Source organism: Janthinobacterium sp. 64 (assembly GCF_002813325.1).
Classification (GTDB): domain Bacteria; phylum Pseudomonadota; class Gammaproteobacteria; order Burkholderiales; family Burkholderiaceae_D; genus Janthinobacterium.
On sequence record NZ_PHUG01000001.1, the window covers coordinates 380,172 to 405,132 of the forward strand.

Sequence of the window (24,961 nt, forward strand, 5' to 3'; positions counted from 1 at the left end):
TTACACCTTCAGCGCATCGAGTAAATCGGTTTCCAGCAATATCTGGTTGCGGGCATTGTTGAGCGCGGGGCCATCGACGAGGAAGACGTCTTCGACCCGCTCGCCCAGGGTCATGATCTTGGCCGTGTGCAAGTTGATGCGGTACTTGGTCAGCACATTGGCGATCGCATACAGCAGGCCCGTGCGGTCGTTGGCGGCCACCGACAGCAGGTAGTACTGGCCCTTTTCATCGGGCCGCAAGTCCACGGTCGGCTGGAAGGGGAAGGTGCGCGACAGGCGCGACAGCCGTCCCTTGCCCGGCTGCGGCAGCGGCGTCTGCGACTGCAGCAGTTCGCCCAGCTCATGCTCGATCAGGCTGATGATGTCACGGTAGCTCTTGGCGAAGTTCTGCTCCGTGACGAGGAAGGTGTCGAGCGCATAGCCGTTCTTCGTCGTGTGGATCTTCGCGTCGAGGATGCTGAAATTCTTGCGGTCGAAATAGCTGCAGATGCGCGCGAACAGGTCGGGCTGGTCGGCCACGTAGACGGCCACCTGCAGGCCTTCGCCGATGGGCGCCAGCCGGCATTTTACCACCGGCAACTTGCTGTCGAGCTTGTCATACAGCGAGCGCGTCTGCCAGGCGATGTCGGAAGCGTCGTGGCGCAGGAAATACGCCACATCGAGCTGTTGCCACAGTTTCAGGTGGGCATCGGGCGGCAAGCCGTACAGGCGCAGGGTGGCCAGCGCTTCCTGCTGGCGGTTTTTCAGTTCGCGGTCGGCCGTGTGCGGCTCGCCGCCCAGCACGCGCAGGGTGATCTTGTACAGGTCTTCCAGCAGCTTGCCCTTCCACGCGTTCCACACTTTCGGGCTGGTGCCGCGGATGTCGGCCACCGTCAGCAGGTACAAACCCGTCAGGTGGCGCTCGTCCCTGACCACCTTGGCAAATGCGGCGATGACGTCGGGATCGGACAGGTCCTGCTTTTGCGCCACTTGCGACATGGTCAAATGATTTTCCACCAAGAAAGCGATCAGTTCCGTGTCATCAAACGACATGCCGTGCTCCTGGCAGAACTGGGTGGCGTCGGCCACGCCCAGCTTGGAATGGTCGCCGCCGCGGCCTTTGGCAATGTCGTGGAACAGGGCCGCCACGTACAGCAGCCACGACTGCGAGAAATCGGCCATCAGCTGGCTACAGAACGGGTATTCGTGTGCATGTTCGCTCATGGTGAAGCGGCGCATGTTGCGCACCACCATCAAAATGTGCTGGTCGACCGTGTACACGTGGAACAGGTCGTGCTGCATCTGGCCCACGATGCGGCGGAAATTCGGCAGGTAGCGCCCCAGGATGCTCATCTCGTTCATGCGCCGCAGCGCGTGGATGATGCCCACGGGTGCTTTCATGATGCGCAGGAACAGGGCGCGGTTGACGGGGTCCTGGCGGAAGGCGGCGTCGATCTTGAAGCGCGCGTGCCACAGGGCCCGCGTGGCGCGCGAGGTCATGCCTTTCAGGGCCGGGCGCTCCGTCATCAGGACGAAGATTTCCAGCACGGCCGACGGGTATTGTTCGAAGGTATCGTCGGCGCTGATGTCGATCAGGCTGTTGACTTCATTGAAGCGCTCGTTGATGGGCACGGCCACGTCGTCTTGCGGGAATAGCCGTGCCTCGATGTTTTGCAGCAAAATCGTGTTGAGCTGGGTCACCGTCTTGGCTGCCCAGTAATAGCGCTGCATCAGGAATTCGCTGGCGCGGCGCATGTGCGGCCCGCTGCCCGTCGCTTGCAAGCCCAGCGATTCGGCGATCGCCGTCTGCACGTCGAACACGAGGCGGTCTTCGCGCCGTCCCGCATGCAGGTGCAGGCGCACGCGGATATCCTTGAAGGCGCGCTCCTTTTCCATCAGCTGGCGCGCTTCCGTCAGGGTGATCAGGCCGCCCGTGGCCAGGGTGCGCCACGAATTGGCCAGGCCGGCCGCCTTGGCCACCCACAAAATCACTTGCAAGTCGCGCAGGCCGCCCGGGCTTTCCTTGCAGTTCGGTTCCAGGCTGAAGGCCGTGTCTTCGTACTTGGCGTGCCGCTGGCGCATTTCCGCCGTTTTCGCCTGGAAAAACGCCTGCGGGTCCATCGCCGCATCGTAGCGCCGCTGCAATTGCGCGAACAGGTCCGCGTTGCCGCACACGAGGCGCGCTTCGAGCAAGCTCGTTTGCACGGTGATGTCGGCCTTCGATTCGAGCATGCACTCATCGACCGTGCGGATGCTGTGACCGATTTCCAGGCCCAGGTCCCACAGCAGCTGCACCAGTTCTTCCAGTTTTTCCTGCGCGGCGGCGTCCGGCGATTGTTGCAGCAGGATCAGCAGGTCGACGTCGGAATACGGAAACAGTTCCCCGCGGCCATAGCCGCCCACGCCTACCAGTGAAGTGCCGGGCGGCAAACCCGCTTCCTGCCAGGCGCGCGCCAGCACGCCATCGACGCTGTGGCGCAGGCTGCGCAGCAGTTTTTCAGGCTTGCCGTCGGCCTGGAAGGCCGCAATGACGACCTGGCGGTCGGCTTTCAGTTGCTGCTTCAGCTGTTCCCGAATCTGCTTTTTCATCTGGGCCCTGGGGTGGCGGTGCGTGGGATGGGAGAATCAGGCTTTGTTCAGGATCAGGGCGGGCGGTGGCGGCATGCCGGGCGAGACGGTCAGCACTTCATAGCCCGTTTCCGTCACCAGCACCGTGTGTTCCCATTGCGCCGACAGGCTGCGGTCCTTGGTTTTGATGGTCCAGCCATCGTTCATTTCGCGGATCTCGCGGCGGCCCGAGTTGATCATCGGTTCCACCGTGAAAATCATGCCCGCTTCCAGGCGCTCCAGGGTGCCCGGTTTGCCGTAGTGCAGCACTTGCGGTTCTTCATGGAAGACCTTGCCGATGCCGTGGCCGCAGAATTCGCGCACCACGCTGTAGCCGGCTTTTTCCGCATGCTGCTGGATGGCGTGGCCGATATCGCCCAGGTGGGCGCCTGGCTTGATCTGGTCGATTCCCAGCCACATGCATTCATAGGTGATTTCCGACAGGCGCTTGGCCAGGATGGTCGGCGTGCCGACGAGGAACATGCGGCTGTTGTCGCCGTGGTAGCCATCCTTGATGACGGTGATGTCGAGGTTGACGGAGTCGCCGCTCTTCAAGACCTTGTCACCGGGAATGCCGTGGCAAATGACGTCGTTGACGGAGGTGCAAATGGCTTTCGGGTACGGCGTGTAGCCAGGAGGACAGTAGTTCAGCGGGGCAGGGATGGTGCCTTGCACGTTGACCATGTATTCGTGGCACAGGCGGTCCAGTTCGCCGGTCGTGACGCCGACCTTGACGAAGGGAGTGATGTAATCGAGTACTTCGGCGCCGAGCTTGCCGGCAACGCGCATGCCTTCGATGTCGGCGGCGCTATTGATACGGATGGTGGACATGGTGTGATTCGCAATCTGCAAGATGTTCGGGTGAAAAGCACAGACGATTCTCAGCGTATGAGGAAAAGTCTGCAAATATGTCGAAATTATAAACGAGGCGCCCGGCATCCGCCGCCTCCATCCTATGGCTGGCAGGCGATTTTTGCGGGAAAACCCATGGGCGATACGCCTTGCACCAGCGTGGTGCAACGCTTGCCGTCGCTGCGCGCGCGATTTGCGCCGTGGACTTGATGGAATGGGCATTTCAGTGTAGAATCCCGGGTTGCTTGAATTCTCTTTTGGGCAATGCAGTAAAACAGTGTCTTTAATTTATATAAACACGCGAATCCGGTCGACAAGGGTGCCTGTATGGTGACTGATCGGATTCCAGACCCAACCCTGGAGTTAATAATGTCCGTAACAATGCGCGAAATGCTGGAAGCCGGTGTCCACTTTGGTCACCAAACCCGTTTTTGGAATCCAAAAATGGCACCGTTCATCTTCGGCCATCGCAACAAGATCCACATCATCAACCTGGAAAAAACCATGGCGATGTACCAGGACGCAATGAAGCACGTGCGTCAACTGGCTGCAAACCGTGGCACCATCCTGATGGTTGGCACCAAGCGTCAAGCTCGCGAAATCATCGCTGCTGAAGCACAACGCGCTGGCGTGCCTTTCGTTGATCAACGTTGGTTGGGCGGCATGCTGACCAACTTCAAAACGATCAAAACCTCGATCAAGCGTCTGAAAGACATGGAAGTCATGGTTGAAGATGGTTCGATCGAGAAGCTGTCGAAAAAAGAAGCGCTGATGTTCTCCCGCGAAATGATCAAGCTGCAAAAATCGATCGGCGGCATCAAGGACATGGGCGGCATTCCTGACGCAATCTTCGTCGTCGACGTCGGCTACCACAAAGGTGCGATCACCGAAGCAGCTAAACTGGGTATCCCGGTCATCGGCGTTGTCGATACCAACCACTCCCCAGAAGGCGTGAACTTCGTGATCCCAGGTAACGATGACTCCTCGAAAGCCATCATGTTGTACGCTCGCGGTGTTGCTGATGCAATCATCGAAGGCCGTGCAGCTGCCGGTAACGAAGTTGTTGAAATGGTTAAAGCAGCCGCTGGCGACGAATTCGTCGAAGTAAGCGAACAGGCTTAATGGCCAGGCTATCGCGAGGTAGCCGTTTGTAAGCACAGCAGTAAGGGAAAAGGGGTGGCAGCAGCTCCCCCTTTTTTTTAACAAAAAAACGATAGTGACCGCTGGCGAGGCATATCTGCCCGGCCGCGACTATCGACTCACCGAATCAGGAGAAACACATGGCAGCGATTACAGCAGCGATGGTAGGCGAATTGCGCGGCAAAACCGACGCACCAATGATGGAATGCAAAAAAGCACTGACCGAAGCCGAAGGCGACATGGCGCGTGCGGAAGAGATCCTGCGCGTCAAACTGGGCGGCAAGGCATCGAAAGCATCGGCACGCATCACCGCTGAAGGCGTCGTGGCAACCTACATCGCCAATGGCGTAGGCGCCCTGGTCGAAGTGAACTCGGAAACCGACTTCGTTGCGAAAAACGACGATTTCCTGGCACTGGCCAACAACGCTGCCCGTCTGGTAGCGGAACACAACCCGGCTGACGTCGCTGCCCTGCTGGCCCTGCCACTCGATGGCAAGACCCTGGATGAAGTGCGCGCTGCCCTGATCGGCAAAATCGGCGAAAACATGACCATCCGCCGCTTCCAGCGTTTCGAAACCAGCGCCAAGCTGGCATCGTACCTGCACGGTGCGCGCATTGGCGTGATCGTCGAATTCGACGGCGCCGATGAGCAAGTGGGCAAAGACGTGGCCATGCACATCGCTGCCATGAAGCCAGTGTCGCTGTCGTCGAACGAAGTTCCAGCGGAACTGATCGAAAAAGAGCGTTCGGTTGCCCAACTGAAAGCCGAAGAAGATGCAGCCAAAGCGGCCGCCGAAGGCAAGCCAGCGCAATCGCCGGAAATTCTGGCCAAGCGCCTGGAAGGTTCCGTACAGAAGTTCCTGAAAGAAGTATCGCTGCTGAACCAGGCTTTCGTGAAAAACGACAAGCTGTCGGTTGAGCAAATGCTGAAGGCGGCTAACACCAGCGTCAAAGGTTTTGCCATGTACGTGGTAGGCGAAGGCATCGAGAAGAAGCAAGACGACTTCGCAGCAGAAGTCGCAGCACAGATGGCTGCCTCCCAGGGAGCGTAAGTAAAGCGGGCCGTGAGGCCCGTTTTTTTGGCCCGCCCGCACCTGTCGTGCCGGGCGGCGGCATGGGCAGCTTCCTCCCGCCTATCCGGCGCTGCAAGGCGCTGCGCCATGTCATACTCGAATAACCTCATTTATGGAGCCCCAGCTCATGTCAAAACCAGCCTACAAGCGCGTCCTCCTCAAGTTGTCCGGCGAAGCCCTGATGGGCGATGATCCCTACGGCATCAACCGTGCCACGATCGAGCGCATGGTGGCCGATGTGGCCGAGGTGGCGAAATTGGGTGTGGAACTGGCAATCGTGATTGGCGGCGGCAATATCTTCCGCGGCGTCGCGCCTGGCGCGCAAGGCATGGACCGTGCCACCGCCGACTACATGGGCATGCTTGCCACCGTGATGAATGCACTGGCCCTGGCCGATGCCATGCGCCACGTCGGCATCGTCGCGCGCGTCATGTCGGCCATCGGCATCGAGCAAGTCGTCGAGCCGTACGTGCGTCCGAAAGCCCTGCAATACCTGGAAGAAGGCAAAGTGGTGGTCTTCGCCGCCGGCACCGGCAATCCGTTCTTCACCACCGACACGGCAGCTGCCCTGCGCGGTGCCGAGATCAGCGCCGAGATCGTCCTGAAGGCCACCAAGGTCGACGGCGTCTACACGGCCGATCCGCAGAAGGATCCGAACGCCACCCTGTTCCACACGATTACGTTCGACGACGCCATCGCCAAGCACCTGCAAGTGATGGATGCGACCGCATTCGCCCTGTGCCGCGACCAGAAACTGCCAATCAAGGTGTTTTCGATCACCAAGCCAGGCGCGCTGATGCGCGTCATCATGGGCGAAGATGAGGGCACGCTGGTTCACGTATAGAAATAAGGAGCACCGAGAAACCGTCCATGGCTGCGTTGCAGCGCCTCGCCGTACATTCGTACTGTCTTCGGCGCCGCGCCTTGCCCTGAACGGTTTTCGGCACTCCCGACTGAGCTAGTGTTTTCATCGCAAGCGCAGTAGAAATATTCATTATTATCAAGATTGGAGAGCAGCATGTCCTTAGCTGACGTTAAAAAGAACACCCAGGAACGCATGACGAAGTCGCTGGAAACACTGAAGGCCGACCTGGCCAAAGTGCGTACCGGCCGCGCCCATACGGGTATCCTGGACCACGTGATGGTCGATTACTACGGTTCGCCGACGGCGCTGACCCAGGTCGCCAACGTGACCTTGATCGACGCGCGCACCATCGGTGTGCAGCCGTACGAAAAGAAGATGGCTTCGACCATCGAAAAAGCCATCCGCGACGCCGACCTGGGCTTGAACCCATCGGCACAGGGCGACCTGATCCGCGTCCCGACGCCGCCGCTGACGGAAGAGCGCCGCAAGGAAATGGTCAAGCTGGTCAAGAGCGAAGCGGAAGACGCGAAGATTGCCGTGCGTAACATTCGCCGCGATGCGAACGAGTCGCTGAAGAAACTGGTCAAGGAAAAAGCCTGCTCCGAGGACGATGAGCGCCGCTCGTCGGAAGAAGTGCAGAAACTGACGGACAAGTTTATTGCCGACATCGACAAGATGGTCGTCGACAAAGAAAAAGAAGTGCTGACGGTCTAGTTTTCAGCCCTTTTGACGCTGCCCGGGAAAGCATGGCTTTTCCGGGCAGTGCTATTTGGCGCATAATAGTCATCTTTTATTTTTGGTATTCGTGTTTTCATGATCTATTCGAGTTCGACAACGGCAGTACCTGAGGTTGGCACTGTGCCGCGCCATGTGGCAATCATTATGGATGGCAATGGCCGCTGGGCAACCAAACGCTTCCTGCCGCGCGTGGCTGGCCACGTCAAGGGCGCTGACGCCGTGCGCGGTGTCGTCGAGACCTGCCTCGAACGCGGTGTCGAATATCTGACCCTGTTTGCCTTCAGTTCGGAAAACTGGCGCCGCCCGGAAGAAGAGGTGTCGATGCTGATGCGCCTGTTCGTCACCATGCTGGAACGCGAAGTGGTCAAGATGCATGCCAACGACATCCGCCTGAAAGTGGTGGGCGACCTGTCGCGCTTCAACGAGCAGCTGCAAACCCTGATCGCCAATGCCGAGCGCAAGACGGCGAACAACACGCGCCTGACGGTGTCCATCTGCGCCAATTACGGCGGGCGCTGGGATATCATGCAGGCAGTCAATAAAATGACGGCCGAGGCCGTTGCCAATGGCCAGCCTGCCGGACAGGCTTACACGGAAGAACAACTGGCGCCGCACCTGGCCATGGCCTATGCGCCCGAGCCTGACCTGTTCATCCGCACGGGCGGCGAGCAGCGCATTTCCAATTTCCTGCTGTGGCAACTGGCGTACACTGAGCTGTTTTTCACCGAGACTTTCTGGCCCGACTTCAATGACGAGTGCCTCGACGCGGCAATCGCGTCTTACCAGCAGCGCGAACGGCGCTTTGGCCGTACCAGCGCGCAATTAACTGAAAAGACAAACTGATGCTGAAAACACGGATAATCACCGCCCTGGTCCTGTTGGCGGTCTTGCTGCCGGTTCTGTATCTGAATTATTTCCCCGCCTTCGCCGTGATCGCCACGGCGTTCTTCGGCGCCGCCGTCTGGGAAAGCTTCCGCATCTTCAAAAATCGCCAGGCGCTCTTGATTGCCGCCGTCTGGACTGCCGCCTTCGCGTATACGTTTTTTGTCGCTAACGGCATGGCGCAGCTCAATTTCTGGTTCGCCCTGTGCGTGGCCATCTGGCTGATCCGCTTCGTGCCCTCGCTGGCGACGGGCTTGCCGCCCACCGAAGGCCTGGGCAATACCTTGCTCAGCCTGGTGTACCCGGTGACCATCGTCGGCTGTTTTGTTGCCATCATCGCCTTGTTCCTGCATAGCCCCTTGTACCTGCTGTCCGTGATGGCCCTCGTGTGGATCGCCGATATCGGCGCGTATTTTTCGGGCAAGGCGTTCGGCAAGCGCAAGCTGGCGCCCAGTATTTCCCCAGGTAAATCCTGGGAAGGCGCCATCGGCGGCGGCATCGCAGTGCTCGTCATCGCCGCCATCACCATCGTCGCCGCGCCATCGCTGCCGGTGCTGCAAGACACCTTCGCCGTGCAGCTGCAATTGCGCCGCGGTTGGCTCGTGGCCTTGCTGGTGCTGCTGCTGATCGTCGCGGCCAGCATCGTCGGCGACCTGTTCGAATCCCAATTGAAGCGCCGCGCCGGCATCAAGGACAGCAGCAATCTGCTGCCTGGCCATGGCGGCGTACTCGACCGTATCGATGCCTTGATCCCGGTCCTGCCATTTGCCGCCCTCGTGGCCAGCTGGCTTTAAGGAAACACATGCAATACATTACCATCCTTGGCGCGACCGGCTCGATCGGCGTGTCCACCCTGGACGTGCTCGCGCGTCATCCCGAGCAATACAGCGTATATGCGCTGAGCGCGCACAGCCGCGTGGCCGAACTGGCCGCCCAGTGCCTGCAGTTCCGTCCCCAGCGCGCCGTCGTCGGCACAGCGGACGCCGCCCTTGAACTGACGCGCTTGCTGCGCGGGCAGGGCGTCGCTACGCAAGTCGAGTACGGCGTGGAAGCCCTGTGCGCCATCGCCAGCGCGCCGCAAGTGACGGGCGTGATGGCGGCCATCGTCGGCGCGGCCGGCCTGGCGCCCACCCTGGCGGCAGCGCGTGCTGGCAAGAAAGTATTGCTGGCCAATAAAGAAGCGCTGGTCATGTCCGGCCAGCTGTTCATCGATGCCGTGCACGATAACGGCGCCGTGCTGCTGCCCATCGACAGCGAACACAACGCCATCTTCCAGTGCCTGCCGCACGCCCATGGCCGCGCGCCAGGCGCCGCGGGCGTGGCGAAAATCGTGCTCACCGCTTCCGGCGGTCCCTTCCTCACGCGCGACGTCGAGACGCTCGACGCTGTCACGCCGGACCAGGCCTGCAAACATCCGACCTGGGCCATGGGACGCAAGATTTCCGTCGATTCGGCCACCATGATGAACAAGGGCCTGGAAGTGATCGAAGCGCACTGGCTGTTCGGCGCGCCGGCCGAGCAGATCGAAGTGCTGATCCACCCGCAAAGCGTGATCCATTCGATGGTGTCGTATATCGATGGTTCCGTGCTGGCCCAGCTGGGCAACCCGGACATGCGCACGCCGATCGCCCATGCGCTGGCCTATCCGCAGCGTATCGCTTCCGGCGTGGCGCAACTGGACCTGGCGCAAGTGGCGACCCTGCAGTTCGAGCGTCCCGATTTCCGCCGTTTCCCTTGCCTGGCGCTGGCCTTCGACGCCTTGCGCGCGGGCGGCACGGCACCGGCCTTGCTCAACGCGGCCAACGAAGTGGCCGTGCAAGCGTTTCTTGACGAACAGATCGGCTTCCGCCAGATCGACAGAGTCATCGCCCACGTGATCGAGACGGTGCCGCATGGCGCCGCTTCCAGCATCGAGGCCGTGATGGAGCAGGACCGCCTGGCCAGAGCAGCCGCGCACGCGTACATCGCCCAGAGGCTGGCCGCATGACGCTCATTACCACCTTGCTGGCCTTTATTGTCGCGCTCGGTTCGCTGATTACCCTGCACGAGCTGGGCCACTATCTGGTGGCGCGCTGGTGCGGCGTGAAAGTGCTGCGCTTCTCGATCGGCATGGGAAAAGTGGTGTATTCGCGCAAGTTTGGCAAGGACCAGACGGAGTGGGCGATTTCCGCGCTGCCGCTGGGCGGCTATGTGAGCATGCTCGACAGCCGCGCGCAAGACCTCAGCGACTTGCCGGAAAGCGAATTGCGCCGCGAATTCACGCGCCAGAGCGTGTGGCGCCGCATCGCCATCGTGGCCGCCGGCCCGCTGGCCAATTTCCTCGTCGCCATCGTGCTGTATGCGGGCCTGTTCATGCATGGCATCGAAGAGCCGTCGAGCAAACTCGGTCCCGTGGCCGAGCAGACTCCAGCCTACATGGCCGGCTTGCGCAGCGGCGATACGGTGGAAACCGTCAATGGCAAGGCCGTGGCCAGCTGGTCCGAGCTGCGCTGGGAACTGATCCAGGCCACCCTCGACAAGCAGCCGGCGCGCATCGAAGTGCGCCGTCCCGACCGTGGCCAGCAGGAAGCGACCTTGCCGACGGCCAGCCTGACGGAGACGGACCTGGAAGGCGACGTGCTGGGCAAGCTGGGCCTGACCCTGGCCCGTTCCGCGCCCACCCTGATGGAAATCATGCCCGGTGGCGCCGCCGCGCGCGCCGGTCTGCAGAAGAACGACCAGATCCTGGCCATCGACGAGCAGCCCGTGCACGACGTGGCGGCCGTCATCGCCACCCTGAGCCAGGCGCCTGGCCGGACCTTGCACTTGCAACTCTTGCGCCAGGGCCAGGACCTGACCTTGCCCATAACGCCGGACGCCGTGCCGGGTGCGGGGACAGAGGGAGCTGTAACAGTTGGTAAGATCCAGGCAAAGCTGGGGCAGGTGCCGGATATGATCAACGTGGCCTCCGGACCGTTCTCTGCCGTGGGCAAGGCGTCCACCAAGGTCTGGGATACCAGTGTCATGAGCCTGAAAATGCTGGGCAAAATGATCACCGGCCAGGTCTCGCTGAAGAATGTGACGGGACCGATTACCATCGCCGATTATGCGGGCCAGACGGCGCGCACCGGCCTGGTAAGCTACCTGAGCTTCATCGCCTTCATCAGTATCAGTCTGGGCGTGATGAATTTGCTACCCATTCCTGTTCTGGATGGCGGGCATTTGCTGTATTATTCGCTGGAAGTTTTGACCGGACGCCCCTTGCCGGAGCGCGTAGGCGAGATTGCCCAGCGCCTGGGGATCGGTTTGTTGCTGACCTTGATGGTGCTTGCCGTCTTTAATGACGTGTTGCGATTGCTGAATTAGGGCGGTGGTTGATGCCATTGCGTGAGTCGCACAAGCAATCTTTTGTGTATGTTGTCCATTGATTTACCCATTGAATAACCCCAATGAAATTACATTCTGCTCGTTTTGCCTTGCCTTCCTTTCGTCGCAGCCTGATCGGCGCCGCCGTCATGGCCTTCTGTGCCGGCCATGCGCTGGCGGTCCAGCCATTTACTGTCAAGGACATCCGGGTCGAAGGGATCCAGCGTACTGAAGCGGGTACTGTTTTCAGCTACCTGCCGGTGCGCGTCGGCGAAACGTTCTCCGACGAGAAGAGTATCGCCGCCATCAAAGCCTTGTACGCGACGGGTTTTTTCAAGGACGTGCGCCTGGAAGTCGATGGCGACGTGCTGGTGGTGCTGGTCGAGGAGCGCCCGGCCATCGCTGCCGTGGAATTCACGGGCACCAAGGAATTTGAAAAAGACGTGCTGGTCAAGGCATTGAAGGAAATCGGCGTGGGCGAAGCGAAGATCTTCGACAAGGCTTCGGTCGACCGCGCGGAGCAGGAGCTCAAGCGTCAGTATCTGTCGCATGGCCTGTACGGCGTGAAGATCACCACCACCGTCACGCCGATCGAGCGTAACCGCGTCAACGTGGTGTTCGCCGTCGACGAGGGCGACGTGGCCCGCATCAAGCAGATCAACATCGTCGGCAACAAAGCCTTCACGGACAAGGAACTGCGCGATCAGCTGGCCCTGAACACGGGCGGCTGGTTCAGCTGGTACACCAAGGCCGACCAGTATTCGAAGACCAAGCTGACGGGCGACATCGAGTCGCTGAAGTCCTACTACCTGGACCGCGGCTATATCGAGATGCAGGTCGACTCCACGCAAGTGTCGATCACGCCCGATAAAAAAGACATTTACCTGACGATCAATATCACCGAAGGTGAAAAGTACAAGATCGCCGGCACCAAGTTCGAAGGCGAGATGTTCGGCCGCGAAGAAGAGCTCAAAGCGCTGAACCTGATGCGCGAAGGCGAGATCTATTCGGGCGCGCGCCTGACGGCCACGAATAAACGCATCCAGGACCGCCTGGCCACGTTCGGCTATGCCTTTGCCAACGTCAATGCCAATCCCGAGATCAACCGCGACAAGCATGAAGTCGGCTTTACCTTCTTCATCGATCCGGGCAAGCGCGTCTACGTGCGCCACATGAATATCGCCGGCAACACCACCACGCGTGATGAAGTCATCCGCCGCGAATTCCGCCAGTTCGAATCGTCCTGGTACGACAGCAACAAGATCAAGCTGTCGCGCGACCGTGTCGACCGCCTCGGCTACTTCAAGGACGTGACCATCGACACGCCGGAAGCGCAGGGCACGACCGACCAGGTTGACGTCAACGTGACGGTGGTGGAAAAACCTACGGGTAACTTCCTGATCGGCGGCGCGTTCTCGCAGTCGGAAAAATTCACGCTGTCGGCATCGATTTCGCAGGCCAACTTCGCCGGTAGCGGCAACACGGTCGGCATCGAACTCAATACCAGCCATTACAGCCGCACGATCGCGTTTTCGCAAACCAATCCGTATTTTACGGACGATGGCATTTCGCGCAGCTTTGAAGTCTACCTGCGCACGACGGAACCGCCGGCGCTGAACATCGGCAGCTACAAGATCAAGCAAACCGGTGGCCGCGTCAGCTTCGGCGTGCCATTCTCGGAAGTCGACACCATCTTCTTCGGCATCGGCGCCGAGCGTTCGCGCATCGAAACCGACATCACCAGCCCGATCCGCTTCAAGCAGTACGTGGTCGACAATGGCGGCCCATCGGACGGTATCGGTTCGGCCACGACGAATTCCATCCCGCTGACGGCGGCGTGGCAGCGCGACAGCCGCGACAGCGCCCTGACGCCATCGATCGGCCGCTACCAGCGCGTCAACCTGGAGGCTGACCTGATCGGCGACCAGAAATACTTCCGTGCCATTTATGAGCACCAGTATTTCCGTCCGCTGTTCAGCAAGGTCACCCTGGCGCTGAGGGGCGAGATCGATTACGGCCACGGCATCGGCAAGCACGTGTACCCGGTCTTCAAGAACTTCTACGGCGGCGGCATCGGTTCGGTGCGCGGCTACCTGAGTTCCTCGCTGGGCGCGGTCGAACCGAGCACCAACGATGCACTGGGCGGCGCCTCGCGCATGTTCGGCAACGCGGAACTGCAGATGCCATTCCCCGGTTCGGGCAATGACCGCAGCCTGCGCTGGTTCGGTTTCCTTGACGGCGGCCAGGTCTACCAGGAAGGCGAAAAAATGCGGATCTCGCAATTGCGCTATTCTGCTGGCTTGGGCATCAGCTGGATTTCGCCGGTGGGCCCGCTCAAGCTGAGCTACGCCAAGCCGCTGAACGCCAAGCCGACGGACCGCCTGGAGCGCTTCCAGTTCCAGATGGGCACCGGTTTCTGACCGGGCCATCTGAACCGGGGCGACAGCTTTTACCTTTTGACCATGGAGTATCATGAACACCGCATCCGCTACCCTGCCCAAGACCCTTGCCGTGATCGCATTGTGCTGGAGTTCGCTGTTGCCGGTGCAGGCGCAGGCTCAGGAGTCGAAGATCGCCTGGATCAGCAGCGAACGTATTTATAACGAATCGAGGCTGGCCAAGCTGGCCAGCGCCAAGCTGGCCGAAGAGTTCCGCTCGCGCGAAAAAGCCGTGCAGGAACTGGGCAGCCGCTTCAAGGTGGCCAACGAAGCCCTGGAAAAGGACATGCCCACCCTGAGCGAGGCCGAGCGCGCCAAGCGCCAGCGCGAATTCTTCGAGCTGGACAAGGAACTGCAACGCCGCCAGCGCGAATTTCGCGAAGACCTGAACCAGCGCACGAACGAAGAGCGCAGCGCCATCGCGGAAAAAGCCAACACCATCATCCAGCAGATGGCGCATATCGAAGGATATGACATCGTGCTGCAGGAAGCCCTGTGGGCCAGCCCGCGCATCGACATTACCGACAAGGTCTTGAAGGCGCTGGACAAGTAACGGTAATTTATTAAGGGTCTTATAGATGGGCACTCGACTAGGTGAATTGGTCGAACGCTTCGGCGGGCAGTTGGCGGGCGATCCGAACCTGGAAGTTTCAGGGATCGCGCCGCTGGCCGACGCCGGCGCTTCGCACATCAGCTTTCTCAGCAATAGCAAATTTCGCGCGCAGGCCGCCCAGAGCGGCGCTGCGGCGCTGATACTCACGCCGGCCGACGCTGCGCTGATCGGTGCCGAGTATGCCGGCGCGCGCATCGTCACACCGAATCCCTATGTGTATTTCGCGCGCGCGGCGCAGTATTTCGCCGCCCTGCACGAGATCAAGGCGCCAATCGGCATCCATCCGGGCGCCTTTGTCGACGCCAGCGCGCAGGTCGATGCCAGCGCCTCTGTCGGCGTGCATGCGGTGATCGAGGCCGGCGCCATCGTCGGTGCCGGCTGCGTCATCGGCCCCGGCTGCGTGGTGGGGCGCGACGCCGTCATCGGCGCGGGCACGCAATTGCTCGCCAACGTGACCTTTCATGCGCGCTGCGTGATCGGCCAGCGCGGCATCATCCATTCCGGCGCCGTGATCGGCACCGACGGATTCGGCTTCGCCAACGAAGGCGGCGTGTACATCAAGATTCCGCAGACGGGCAGGGTGGTGATCGGTGATGATGTCGATATCGGCGCCAATACCACCATCGACCGTGGGGCACTGGCCGACACCATCATCGAAGATGGCGTCAAGCTCGACAACCAGATCCAGATCGGCCACAACTGCCACATCGGCGCGCACACGGCCATGGCCGGCTGCGTCGGCGTGGCCGGCAGCGCCATCATCGGCAAGTACTGCACCTTCGGCGGCGCCGCCATGGTGCTGGGCCACCTGACCATCGCCGACCGCGTCCATGTCGGTTCGGGCAGCATGGTCTCGCGCTCGATTCTTGAAGCGGGCCAGTACACGGGTTTTTATCCGCTGGCCAAGAACGCCGACTGGGAAAAGAGCGCCGCCATCGTGCGCAACCTGTCAAGCATGCGCGAGAAGATCCGCGCGCTTGAAAAAACAATTAAAACACTGACCACGCAAGACGAAAAATGACTACTGAAAAAAAGACCCTCGACATCCTGGCCATCAAATCGCTGCTGCCGCACCGCTATCCGCTGCTGCTGGTTGACCGCGTGCTGGACTGGGAAGCGAACAAAACCATCACCGCCATCAAGAACGTGACGGTCAACGAAGAGTTCTTCCAGGGCCATTTCCCGCACAAGCCGGTCATGCCTGGCGTGCTGATGATCGAAGCGCTGGCGCAAACGGCGGCCTTGCTGTCGTTCCTGTCGATGGGCGTGAAACCGGACGAAAATTCGGTGGTGTACTTTGTCGGCATCGACAATGCGCGCTTCAAGCGTCCCGTCGAACCGGGCGACCAGCTGAAGATGGATGTGGAAATCCTGCGCGTTTCGCGCGGCATCTGGAAATACAAGGCAGTCGGCTCGGTCGACGGCAAGGTCGCGCTGGAAGCGGAACTGATGTGCACCATCCGCAGCGCGCAGGATGCGAGCCAGTCTGCGAGCCAGCCAGCGGTGCAGTGATGGCGGCCATCCACGCTACGGCAGTCATCGATCCGAAGGCTGAGCTCGACAGCTCGGTCGAGGTGGGTCCGTACACCATCATCGGTCCACATGTGCGCATCGGCGCCGGCACCAAGGTTGGCCCGCACGTGGTCATCGACGGCCACACGACGATAGGCTCCGACAACCACCTGTTCCAGTTTTCTTCCATCGGCGCGCAGCCGCAGGATAAAAAATGGGCGGGCGAGGCGACGCGCCTGGACATCGGCGACCGCAACACCATCCGCGAATTTTGCACCTTCAACACGGGCACCGTGCAAGGTGGCGGCGTGACGCGCCTGGGCAATGACAATTGGATCTCGGCATATGTGCACCTGGCGCACGACTGCCTGGTGGGCAACAACACGATTTTCTCGAACAATGCCCAGCTGGCGGGCCACGTGGAGATCGGCGACTGGGTCATCATGAGCGGCTTCGCCAATGTGCACCAGTTCTGCAAGATCGGCGCGCACGCCTTTGTCGGCATGAGCACCAGCCTGACGCAGGACGTGCCGCCGTTCGTGCTCCTGAACGGCAATCCGGCGCAGGCGCATGGCGTCAATATCGAAGGCTTGAAACGCCGCGGCTTTACGCGCGAGCAGATCAACGGCATCCGCACCGCGTATAAGCTCATCTACCGTTCCGGCCTGACCCTGGAAGAATCCAAGGCGGCCCTGTTCGAAGAAGAGCAGGCCTCGTCGCCGGAAGTGGCGCAACACATACGCGCCATGCGTGAATTTTTGGGCGTGGCGTCGCGTGGCATCGTCCGCTGACCAGGGCAGCGGCCTGCCGGTCGCCAACGTCGCCATCGTCGCCGGCGAGGTGTCGGGCGACCTGCTGGCCAGCCGGCTGCTGTCCGGCCTCGTGCCGCAGCTGCCCGGCGCGCGCTTCCACGGCATCGGCGGCGAGCACATGGCCAAACAGGGCTTTGTGTCCGACTGGCCGCTCGACAAGCTGACCGTGCGCGGCCTGTTCGAGATCATTCCCCGCTACCGCGAAATCAAGGGCATCCAGAACGCGCTGCGCGACCAGTTGCTGGCCGAGCGTCCCGCCGTTTTCATCGGCGCCGACTATCCGGGTTTTAACCTGGGGCTGGAACAGCAGCTCAAGGAAGGCGGCATCCCCACCGTGCACTACATCGGGCCGCAGATATGGGCCTGGCGCGGTGGCCGCATCAAGAAAATCATCAAGGCCGTCTCGCATATGCTGGTGATCTTCCCCTTCGAGGAAGAGATCTACCGCAAGGCGGGCGTGCCCGTCACCTATGTCGGCCATCCGCTGGCCGAAATGATCCCCCTGCAGCCCGACGAAGCGGCCGCGCGCCGCACCCTGGGCTTGCCGCAAGACGCCAATGTCGTGACCCTGATGCCGGGCAGCCGCATGGGCGAACTCAAATACAATACGGTGGCGTTCGTGGCCGCCTGCAAGCTGCTGCTGGCGCGCGACCGCTCCCTGCGTTTCGTCGCACCCATGGCCGGCGAGAAGCAGCGCCAGTACTTCCTGCAATTGATAGCGCAAGCGGGCTTGCAGGACGTCGAGATACTGCTCACCGACGGCGGCTCGCACACGGCCATCTGCGCCGCCGATGCGGTATTGGTGGCGTCCGGCACGGCGTCGCTGGAAGTGGCGCTGTACAAGAAGCCGATGGTCATCGCCTACAAGATGATGCGCGCCTCGTGGGAAATCATGCGCCACATGGGCTACCAGCCGTGGATAGGGCTGCCAAACATCCTGGCACGCGACTACCTGGTGCCCGAGCTGCTGCAAAACGCGGCCAGCCCGGAAGCGCTGGCCGAGGCCATGTGGCAGCAGCTGAGCGACGTGCCGGGCCGTCTGCGCCTGGTGCAGCGCTTCACGGACATGCACCACAGCCTGCTGCGCGATAGCGCGCGCGAGAGCGCCAACGCCGTCATGCAAGTCATCGCCGCCAACCGCAATTAAGCACCGTTTCAATCGCAGTTCCTACCAAAGATTCAACGTGAAAAATATCTATCCCGGCCTGTTTGACGACTTGCCATTCTCGCTCGATGAAATCATCTGTGGCGTCGACGAGGCAGGGCGCGGTCCGCTGGCCGGCCCCGTGTTCGCCGCCGCCGTGATCCTCGACCCGCACCAGCCGATCGACGGCTTGCGCGATTCGAAAAAGCTCAGCGAAGCGAAACGCGACTTGCTGGCGCCGCAGATCAAGGCCAAGGCCCTGGCCTGGGCCATCGCCGAAGCGTCCGAAGAGGAAATCGACCGCCTGAACATTTTGCAGGCATCGATGCTGGCCATGCGCCGCGCCGTCGAGGCCTTGAGTACCGTGCCGACCCTGGCCCTGATCGACGGCAACCGCTGCCCCGTGATGCCGATACGCGGCATGGCCATCGTCGGTGGCGACGACAAGGTCGATTCGATTTCCGCCGCCTCGATCCTGGCCAAGACGGCGCGCGACGCGGCCCTGGTGCACCTGCATGCGGCCTATCCCGAGTACTGCTTCGACCAGCACAAGGGCTATGGCACCAAATTGCACCTGGAACGCCTGCACCTGCACGGCGCCTCGCCCGTGCACCGCCGCTCGTTCGCGCCCGTGCGCAACGTGATCGCCCTGTTTGGCGCGCAGGAGGTGGTGGCATGAAGACGATTACCTCGCGCGACAACGCGCAATACAAGGAGCTGCTGAAACTGGCGGGCAGTTCGCAGGCGCGCCGCAAGTCCGGCCGCACCTTGCTCGACGGCGTGCACCTGTGCCAGTCGTATCTGCAGCTGCGCGGCATGCCGGAGCAGTGCATCGTCAGCGAAAGCGCCTTGCGTAACCCGGAAGTGGCGGACATCGTCGGCCAGCTGGAAAGCCAGCGCGCGCATGTACTGGGCTTGCCCGATGCGCTGTATCACGCTGTGAGCCAGGTCGAACACGGCGTGGGCGTGATGTTCCTCGTCGAGACGCCGGAACGGGCCGTCACGCAGCCGCTGAGTGTGTCGGCCGTGCTGCTCGATAACCTGCAGGATCCGGGCAATGTGGGATCGATTTTGCGCAGCGCGGCCGCTGCCGGCATCACGCAGGTGTACTGCAGCGCCGGCACGGCCTTCTGCTGGTCGCCGAAGGTGCTGCGCGCGGCGATGGGCGCGCACTTCGTGCTCGACATCTTTGAAAACGTCGACCTGGCCGCGCTCGTTGCCAGCGCCACGGTGGCGACCCTGGCCACCAGCGGCTACGCCACGCAGCAGCTGTACGACGTCGACCTGCGCCAGCCCGTCGCCTGGCTGTTCGGCCATGAAGGGCAGGGCGTGGCCGGCGACCTGCTGGCTATGGCGACGCACCAGGTGGTCATTCCCCACCTGGGCCAGATCGAATCGCTGAACGTGGCCGCCTGCGCCGCCGTGTGCTTCTTCGAGCAGCTGCGCCAGGGGCGTACTTGACGGTGACATCATGCCTGCGCGGGCGGCGCGGCTGACGTTGGCGCGAGGAAATGAAGGGGGAAAGCAATGGCAGATGACTATTTCGACACGACCTTGACTGCTATGGAGCAGCTTTTGTTGGGTACGAAAATAGCTGTTGAGCATTTTAATGGAAGATTCCACAGCATTCATGGGAGCCGATTGCAGAAGTCGAGATTCGAGGCTTATGGGATCATGCTGTCGTCATGGATAGCGCCACGGTGGCCAGGCTTTTGATGATACCGGATAGCTCTAGCGTCGCTTTTGGGAAAGTTGCGGAGCAGCTGGATGGGGCGCCAACCGGTTTTAGTGCCAGATTCTTCCATGCGTATACGAGGGACGAAGAGACCAACTCCGTGATTGCTTTCATGGACAATGACGGCGCAATGGTTTCAATCGAATCTCTTTACGTGCAGCGGATAATGTTAAATGTGTTGGCGCCTAAATATTTTTGCACTGTGGCATTTGGGCTGATGGCGATAACGGCATATCGGCATATCGGCATATCGGCATGGTTTCAGGAAGATTTCCCTGGTTGCTGCCGGCAGCGGTAAGGAACTTGCCGCCGATCCGGACGCACTGGCCGGCTATGACGTCTGGCCAAAATTCGGTTTCGACGCGCCGCTCATGCGGGTTGATCTGCAGCGCAATGCTCTGCATGCACTGAAGGATTGCCAGTCTGTCCAGGAGGTTTTGGCCATTGTGCCGCAGTGGTGGGCAGATAATGGCACTCCTCGCGAGATGCATTTCGACCTGACCGCCGACAGCAGATCGTGGGATATTCTGCTAGACTATCTGACAGCAATGTTGGACAAAGGAGAAGTCTGATGACTACACATTTAAAGAAACCTGCAAAGGTTTTGTGTGATGATCCGTCCGCGTCGAAGGCTGCGCTGCGGCTGCAGAAATTGCAGAGATTGCTCGTTTCGCGGCCGACAGTTCATGTGGCAGCACCGGAAGCCGCTACAGCGAATAAGAAAAATATTGACCATAAGGCGTCTTACAAAGGATCGCTGGCTTTTGCAGAGCAAGCACGGTCGCACTTTTTTGTTCAAGACGCGGTGCTTAAAGATGGTAGAGTTTCCATCACGGTGTCAGGCAAACCTATTTCTGATGTTCAACGCGCGCAGATGGTTTATGGGTCGAAGATAGACATCCCGGAAATCAGGCGATCCGGGAAAACCCAAAAGTAAAAAACGGTCTGCGGACCGTTTTTTTTGCTTATGGGGGTGAGTGCCATGTTTCTATGCATGTTCACTTGCAATTCCTGCCTGGCGTTCAATACTCGCGGCGGTTCGGCTTGATCTCTTGCAGGATCGTCGTGGAGATCTCTTCGATCGACTTGGTGGTCGACGACAGCCAGCGGATACCTTCGCGTTTCATCATTTTTTCCGCCTCGTTGACCTCGTAACGGCAATTTTCGATGGCCGCATACTTGCTTCCAGCCCTTCTTTCGTTGCGTATTTCCGACAAACGTTCGGGCGTAATGCTTAATCCGAAAATTTTATTCTTAAATTCCAGCAGGGCGGAAGGCAGCTTGTCGCGCTCGAAATCGTCGGGAATCAGCGGATAATTGGCCGCCTTGATACCGTATTGCATGGCCAGGTAGAGGCTGGTCGGGGTCTTGCCAGAGCGCGAAACACCCACCAGAATGACATCGGCCGAGGACAGGTTCTTGTGCGACTGGCCATCGTCGTGCGCCAGCGAATAGTTGATCGCCTCGATGCGGTTCTTGTATTCCTCGCTGTCGACGATATTGTGCGAGCGCCCGATGGTATGGGTCGACATCACGCCCAGTTCCTGCTCCAGCGGGGCGACAAAGGTCTGGATCAGGTCCATGTGCATGCCGCTGGACTTGCGGATCACGGCCGACAGGTCGTTCTTCACCAGGGTGGAGAAAATGATCGGGCGCTGGCCATCGGTGACGAAGGCTTCGTTGATCTTGCGCGCCGCCTCGTAGGCCTTGTCCATGGTATCGATGAAGGGCAGGCGGATCTGGCGGAAACGCAGATCGAACTGCGTCAGCACCGAGTGGCCGAAGGTCTCGGCGGTGATGCCGGTGCCGTCGGAAACGAAGAAGACGGTGCGGGCCGCGGAGGGCAGGGGGGGGCGTGGATCTTGTGTCATGGGTTTTCGATCAAGATTGTGCGTCGTCAATTTGCGCCGCACAAGGTAAAATGGCTGCAACGGTATGATTGTGCTGCACGACGCCAAGAATAACAAGAAGACTGTCCGTGCACCGCGCGTAAAGATTTCTATCATCAGTAAGGGTGTCATTATGACCAACGCAGTATCGCAACAGCAGGAAGACAAGGACGCGGTGTATGTTGCCTCGTTCGAGCATTTGCGCATGACGGATGTCGAATCCGTCGGCGGCAAGAACGCCTCCCTGGGCGAAATGATCAGCCAGCTGGCGGAAGCCGGCGTGCGCGTGCCCGGTGGCTTTGCCACCACGGCGCAGGCATTCCGCGATTTCCTGTCGTATAGCGCCAATGGCGGCTTGCCGCTGGCCGAACGCATCGCCCAGCGCCTCGAAGGGCTGAACATCGATGACGTGCGCTCGCTGGCGCAAGCCGGCGCCGAGATCCGTCAATGGATCGTGGAAACGCCATTCCAGCCACGCCTGGCCGCTGAAATCGACCAGTTCTACGCCAAACTGGTGGCCGATTCCGATACCGAAATGTCGTTTGCCGTGCGCTCCTCGGCCACGGCGGAAGACTTGCCGGACGCTTCTTTTGCTGGTCAGCAAGAAACCTTCCTGAACGTGGTCGGCATCGACAACGTGCTCGACGCCATGAAACAGGTGTTCGCCTCGCTGTACAACGACCGCGCCATCTCGTACCGCGTACACAAAGGCTTTACGCACGCGGAAGTGGCCTTGTCGGCCGGCGTGCAGCGCATGGTGCGTTCCGACCTGGGCGCGGCCGGCGTGATGTTCACCATCGACACGGAATCGGGCTTCAAGGACGTGGTCTTCGTCACCTCCAGCTATGGCCTGGGCGAAACCGTGGTGCAGGGCGCCGTCAATCCCGACGAATTCTATGTGCACAAACCGATGCTGGAAAAAGGCAAGTCGCCTGTGATCCGCCGCAATATCGGCTCGAAGCTGCTGAAGATGGAATTTACGAACGAAGCGAAAGCTGGCCGTTCCGTGAAAACCGTCGACGTGCCCGTCGAAATGCGCAACCGCTACTCGCTGAACGACAGCGAAGTGGTGGAGCTGGCAAAGTACGCCGTCATCATCGAAAACCACTACGGCCGTCCGATGGACATCGAGTGGGGCAAGGATGGCCGCGACGGCAAGCTGTACATCCTGCAAGCGCGTCCTGAAACCGTCAAGTCGCAGCAAAAGGCGACCGACGTGCAGGAGCGCTTCAAGCTGAAAAGCACGGGCACCGTGCTGACGTCCGGCCGCGCCATCGGCCAGAAGATCGGCGCCGGCCCCGTGCGCGTGATTCACGACCCGGCCGACATGGAACGCGTGCAGCCCGGCGACGTGCTCGTTGCCGACATGACGGACCCGAACTGGGAGCCGGTCATGAAGCGTGCATCGGCCATCGTCACCAACCGTGGCGGCCGTACTTGCCACGCGGCAATTATTGCTCGTGAACTCGGCGTTCCTGCCGTCGTCGGCTGCGGTAACGCCACCGACGTGCTGAAAGACGGCACCTTCGTCACCGTGGTGTGCTCCGAAGGCGACGAAGGCAAGATCTACGATGGCTTGCTGGAAACGGAAGTGTCGGAAGTGTCGCGCGGCGAATTGCCGAAGCTTGACACCAAGATCATGCTCAACGTGGGCAATCCGCAGCTGGCGTTCGACTTCCAGTCCGTGCCGAATGCCGGCGTGGGCCTGGCGCGCCTGGAATTCATCATCAATAACAATATTGGTGTGCATCCGCGCGCGATCCTGGAATACCCGAACATCGATGCCGACCTGAAAAAGGCCGTGGAATCGGTGGCGCGTGGCCACGCTTCGCCAAAAGCGTTCTACATCGACAAGCTGGCCGAAGGCATCGCCACCATCGCTGCCGCGTTCTGGCCGAAAAAAGTCATCGTGCGCCTGTCCGACTTCAAGTCGAACGAGTACAAGAAGCTGATCGGCGGTTCGCGCTACGAGCCGGACGAGGAAAACCCGATGCTGGGCTTCCGCGGCGCGGCGCGCTACCTGTCGGCCGACTTCTCCGAAGCGTTCAACATGGAATGCGAAGCGATGAAGCGCGTGCGCAACGACATGGGCCTGACGAACGTGGAAATCATGGTGCCATTCGTGCGCACCCTGGGCCAGGCCGAGAAAGTCATCGACCTGCTGGCGAAAAATGGCCTGAAGCGCGGCGAGAACGACCTGCGCGTCATCATGATGTGCGAAGTGCCGTCGAACGCCATCCTGGCCGACCAGTTCCTCGACCATTTTGACGGCTTCTCGATCGGTTCGAACGACCTGACCCAGCTGACCCTGGGCCTGGATCGCGATTCCGGCATGGAATTGCTGGCCGCCGACTTCGACGAACGCGATCCTGCCGTGAAAGCCCTGCTGGCGCTGGCCATCAAGGCTTGCCTGGCGCGCGGCAAATACATCGGCATCTGTGGCCAGGGTCCTTCCGACCACCCGGACTTCGCCGTCTGGCTGATGGAACAGGGCATCGAATCGATGTCCCTGAATCCCGACTCGGTGATCGACACCTGGCAAAAGCTCGCTGCGCTGAAAGCGTAAGCATCTTTATCGCCCGTTGAAAACCCGCTGCCGCTCACCTGGCAGCGGGTTTTTTTATGTCCATCACGCGGCGCACGGCAGTATCCGATGGGCTTGCGCCAGATCAGCTAAAATGATTCCACCAATACATTGAAACGGGAGTTCTCATGGCAAGCAAGAAACCGAGCAAAGTGGCAAAGATCGACATCGGCATTTCCGAGGCGGACCGCGCGAAGATCGCGGAAGGCCTGTCCGGCCTGCTGGCCGACAGCTACACCTTGTACCTGATGACCCATAATTTTCACTGGAACGTCAAGGGGCCGATGTTCAACACCCTGCACCTGATGTTCATGACGCAATACACGGAGCAGTGGGGCGCGCTGGACCTGATCGCCGAGCGCATCCGCGCCCTCGGCTATCCGGCGCCGGGCACCTACAAGGAATTCGTCAAGCTGGCCTCGATCAAGGAAATCGACGGCGTGCCGCCGGCGCTGGACATGGTCAGCCACCTGGTGGCGGCACAGGAAGCGACAGCGCGCACGGCGCGCCGCCTGTTCCCGCTGCTGGATAAAGCCAATGACCAGCCGACGGCCGACCTGATCACGCAGCGCCTCGATTTGCATGAAAAGACGGCGTGGATGCTGCGCAGCCTGCTGGAGGAATAAAAGCCGGGCCGGCGGCGCTAATTCGCCCCTGCCTATTGACGCCATCAGGAATTGCGTTAGACTGCTTGTATATAGGTGTTTGGCAAGAAGAATATCAGGCAGCACTGCGCATTAAACCCCGTCGCTT

24 protein-coding genes are annotated in these 24,961 nt (G+C 60.6%); 21 read left to right on the forward strand and 3 right to left on the reverse strand.

Translation table 11 applies throughout. The annotated features are described in order from the left end of the window. Both CLU91_RS01710 and map read right to left on the reverse strand, forming a co-directional pair. Positions 1-2,568 carry a [protein-PII] uridylyltransferase gene (locus tag CLU91_RS01710; RefSeq protein WP_100872715.1) on the reverse strand — a complete coding sequence of 856 codons (2,568 nt, stop codon included), beginning with the start codon at positions 2,566-2,568 and terminating at the stop codon, positions 1-3. Positions 2,569-2,604: 36 nt separating this feature from the next. Further along, entirely contained in the window at positions 2,605-3,417 is an 813-nt protein-coding gene (gene map, locus CLU91_RS01715; protein WP_096238442.1) for a type I methionyl aminopeptidase, read from the reverse strand. 390 nt (positions 3,418-3,807) lie between these two features. Here map and rpsB point away from each other — a divergent pair, with 390 nt between their 5' ends. The 19 genes from rpsB (at position 3,808) to CLU91_RS01815 (ending at position 20,672) form a co-directional block, all read left to right on the forward strand. Then, entirely contained in the window at positions 3,808-4,560 is a 753-nt protein-coding gene (gene rpsB / locus CLU91_RS01720; protein WP_100872716.1) for a 30S ribosomal protein S2, read from the forward strand. Positions 4,561-4,718: 158 nt separating this feature from the next. After that, entirely contained in the window at positions 4,719-5,630 is a 912-nt protein-coding gene (gene tsf, locus CLU91_RS01725) for a translation elongation factor Ts (protein ID WP_100872717.1), read from the forward strand. A gap of 148 nt (positions 5,631-5,778) precedes the next feature. Beyond that, a complete protein-coding gene (gene pyrH / locus CLU91_RS01730; protein WP_100872718.1) occupies positions 5,779-6,495 on the forward strand; it encodes a UMP kinase in 717 nt (238 codons plus the stop codon). Positions 6,496-6,669: 174 nt separating this feature from the next. Continuing rightward, positions 6,670-7,230, forward strand: a complete 561-nt coding sequence (gene frr, locus CLU91_RS01735; protein ID WP_100872719.1) for a ribosome recycling factor — start codon at positions 6,670-6,672, stop codon at positions 7,228-7,230. 99 nt (positions 7,231-7,329) lie between these two features. Further along, the gene (gene uppS, locus CLU91_RS01740; protein ID WP_100872720.1) at positions 7,330-8,097 is read left to right on the forward strand and encodes a polyprenyl diphosphate synthase; all 768 of its coding nucleotides are present in this window, start codon (positions 7,330-7,332) and stop codon (positions 8,095-8,097) included. Continuing rightward, a complete protein-coding gene (locus CLU91_RS01745; RefSeq protein WP_100872721.1) occupies positions 8,097-8,930 on the forward strand; it encodes a phosphatidate cytidylyltransferase in 834 nt (277 codons plus the stop codon). Before uppS ends, CLU91_RS01745 begins: the two co-directional genes overlap by 1 nt. Positions 8,931-8,938: 8 nt before the next feature. Further along, the gene (gene ispC / locus CLU91_RS01750) at positions 8,939-10,123 is read left to right on the forward strand and encodes a 1-deoxy-D-xylulose-5-phosphate reductoisomerase (RefSeq protein WP_100872722.1); all 1,185 of its coding nucleotides are present in this window, start codon (positions 8,939-8,941) and stop codon (positions 10,121-10,123) included. Next, positions 10,120-11,481, forward strand: coding sequence for an RIP metalloprotease RseP (rseP, locus tag CLU91_RS01755; protein WP_100872723.1), 1,362 nt, complete (start codon positions 10,120-10,122; stop codon positions 11,479-11,481). Before ispC ends, rseP begins: the two co-directional genes overlap by 4 nt. Before the next feature lie 83 nt (positions 11,482-11,564). Next, positions 11,565-13,901 carry an outer membrane protein assembly factor BamA gene (gene bamA, locus CLU91_RS01760; RefSeq protein ID WP_100872724.1) on the forward strand — a complete coding sequence of 779 codons (2,337 nt, stop codon included), beginning with the start codon at positions 11,565-11,567 and terminating at the stop codon, positions 13,899-13,901. A gap of 52 nt (positions 13,902-13,953) precedes the next feature. After that, positions 13,954-14,472, forward strand: coding sequence for an OmpH family outer membrane protein (locus tag CLU91_RS01765; protein ID WP_100872725.1), 519 nt, complete (start codon positions 13,954-13,956; stop codon positions 14,470-14,472). Positions 14,473-14,497: 25 nt separating this feature from the next. Next, the gene (gene lpxD, locus CLU91_RS01770) at positions 14,498-15,553 is read left to right on the forward strand and encodes a UDP-3-O-(3-hydroxymyristoyl)glucosamine N-acyltransferase (RefSeq protein WP_100872726.1); all 1,056 of its coding nucleotides are present in this window, start codon (positions 14,498-14,500) and stop codon (positions 15,551-15,553) included. Further along, the gene (gene fabZ / locus CLU91_RS01775; protein WP_100872727.1) at positions 15,550-16,044 is read left to right on the forward strand and encodes a 3-hydroxyacyl-ACP dehydratase FabZ; all 495 of its coding nucleotides are present in this window, start codon (positions 15,550-15,552) and stop codon (positions 16,042-16,044) included. Before lpxD ends, fabZ begins: the two co-directional genes overlap by 4 nt. After that, complete coding sequence (lpxA, locus tag CLU91_RS01780; protein ID WP_099759501.1) at positions 16,044-16,835, forward strand: acyl-ACP--UDP-N-acetylglucosamine O-acyltransferase; 792 nt, start codon at positions 16,044-16,046, stop codon at positions 16,833-16,835. Before fabZ ends, lpxA begins: the two co-directional genes overlap by 1 nt. Beyond that, positions 16,819-18,003, forward strand: coding sequence for a lipid-A-disaccharide synthase (lpxB, locus tag CLU91_RS01785; RefSeq protein WP_100872728.1), 1,185 nt, complete (start codon positions 16,819-16,821; stop codon positions 18,001-18,003). The genes lpxA and lpxB overlap by 17 nt, the downstream gene beginning before the upstream one ends. Before the next feature lie 37 nt (positions 18,004-18,040). Then, a complete protein-coding gene (gene rnhB / locus CLU91_RS01790) occupies positions 18,041-18,679 on the forward strand; it encodes a ribonuclease HII (protein WP_100872729.1) in 639 nt (212 codons plus the stop codon). Continuing rightward, positions 18,676-19,461, forward strand: a complete 786-nt coding sequence (locus CLU91_RS01795; RefSeq protein ID WP_100872730.1) for a TrmH family RNA methyltransferase — start codon at positions 18,676-18,678, stop codon at positions 19,459-19,461. The genes rnhB and CLU91_RS01795 overlap by 4 nt, the downstream gene beginning before the upstream one ends. 224 nt (positions 19,462-19,685) lie before the next feature. Continuing rightward, positions 19,686-20,033: a hypothetical protein gene (locus CLU91_RS01805; RefSeq protein ID WP_157814538.1), complete on the forward strand. Its 348-nt coding sequence runs from the start codon at positions 19,686-19,688 to the stop codon at positions 20,031-20,033. Between the two features lie 73 nt (positions 20,034-20,106). Further along, positions 20,107-20,307 (forward strand): hypothetical protein, encoded by a 201-nt coding sequence (locus tag CLU91_RS01810; RefSeq protein WP_100872733.1) that lies wholly within the window; start codon positions 20,107-20,109, stop codon positions 20,305-20,307. After that, positions 20,307-20,672 (forward strand): hypothetical protein, encoded by a 366-nt coding sequence (locus CLU91_RS01815; RefSeq protein ID WP_100872734.1) that lies wholly within the window; start codon positions 20,307-20,309, stop codon positions 20,670-20,672. The genes CLU91_RS01810 and CLU91_RS01815 overlap by 1 nt, the downstream gene beginning before the upstream one ends. 85 nt (positions 20,673-20,757) lie before the next feature. On the opposite strand, the gene ppsR is transcribed toward CLU91_RS01815, so the two are convergent. After that, entirely contained in the window at positions 20,758-21,606 is an 849-nt protein-coding gene (gene ppsR, locus CLU91_RS01820) for a posphoenolpyruvate synthetase regulatory kinase/phosphorylase PpsR (protein WP_100872735.1), read from the reverse strand. 151 nt (positions 21,607-21,757) lie between these two features. On the opposite strand from ppsR, the gene ppsA reads away from it, so the two are divergent. Together ppsA and CLU91_RS01830 are read left to right on the forward strand one after the other, a co-directional pair. After that, on the forward strand, positions 21,758-24,190 hold the full coding sequence (gene ppsA / locus CLU91_RS01825) for a phosphoenolpyruvate synthase (protein ID WP_035826959.1): 2,433 nt from the start codon (positions 21,758-21,760) through the stop codon (positions 24,188-24,190). Between the two features lie 146 nt (positions 24,191-24,336). Beyond that, a complete protein-coding gene (locus tag CLU91_RS01830; RefSeq protein WP_100872736.1) occupies positions 24,337-24,834 on the forward strand; it encodes a Dps family protein in 498 nt (165 codons plus the stop codon). Positions 24,835-24,961 lie beyond the last annotated feature (127 nt).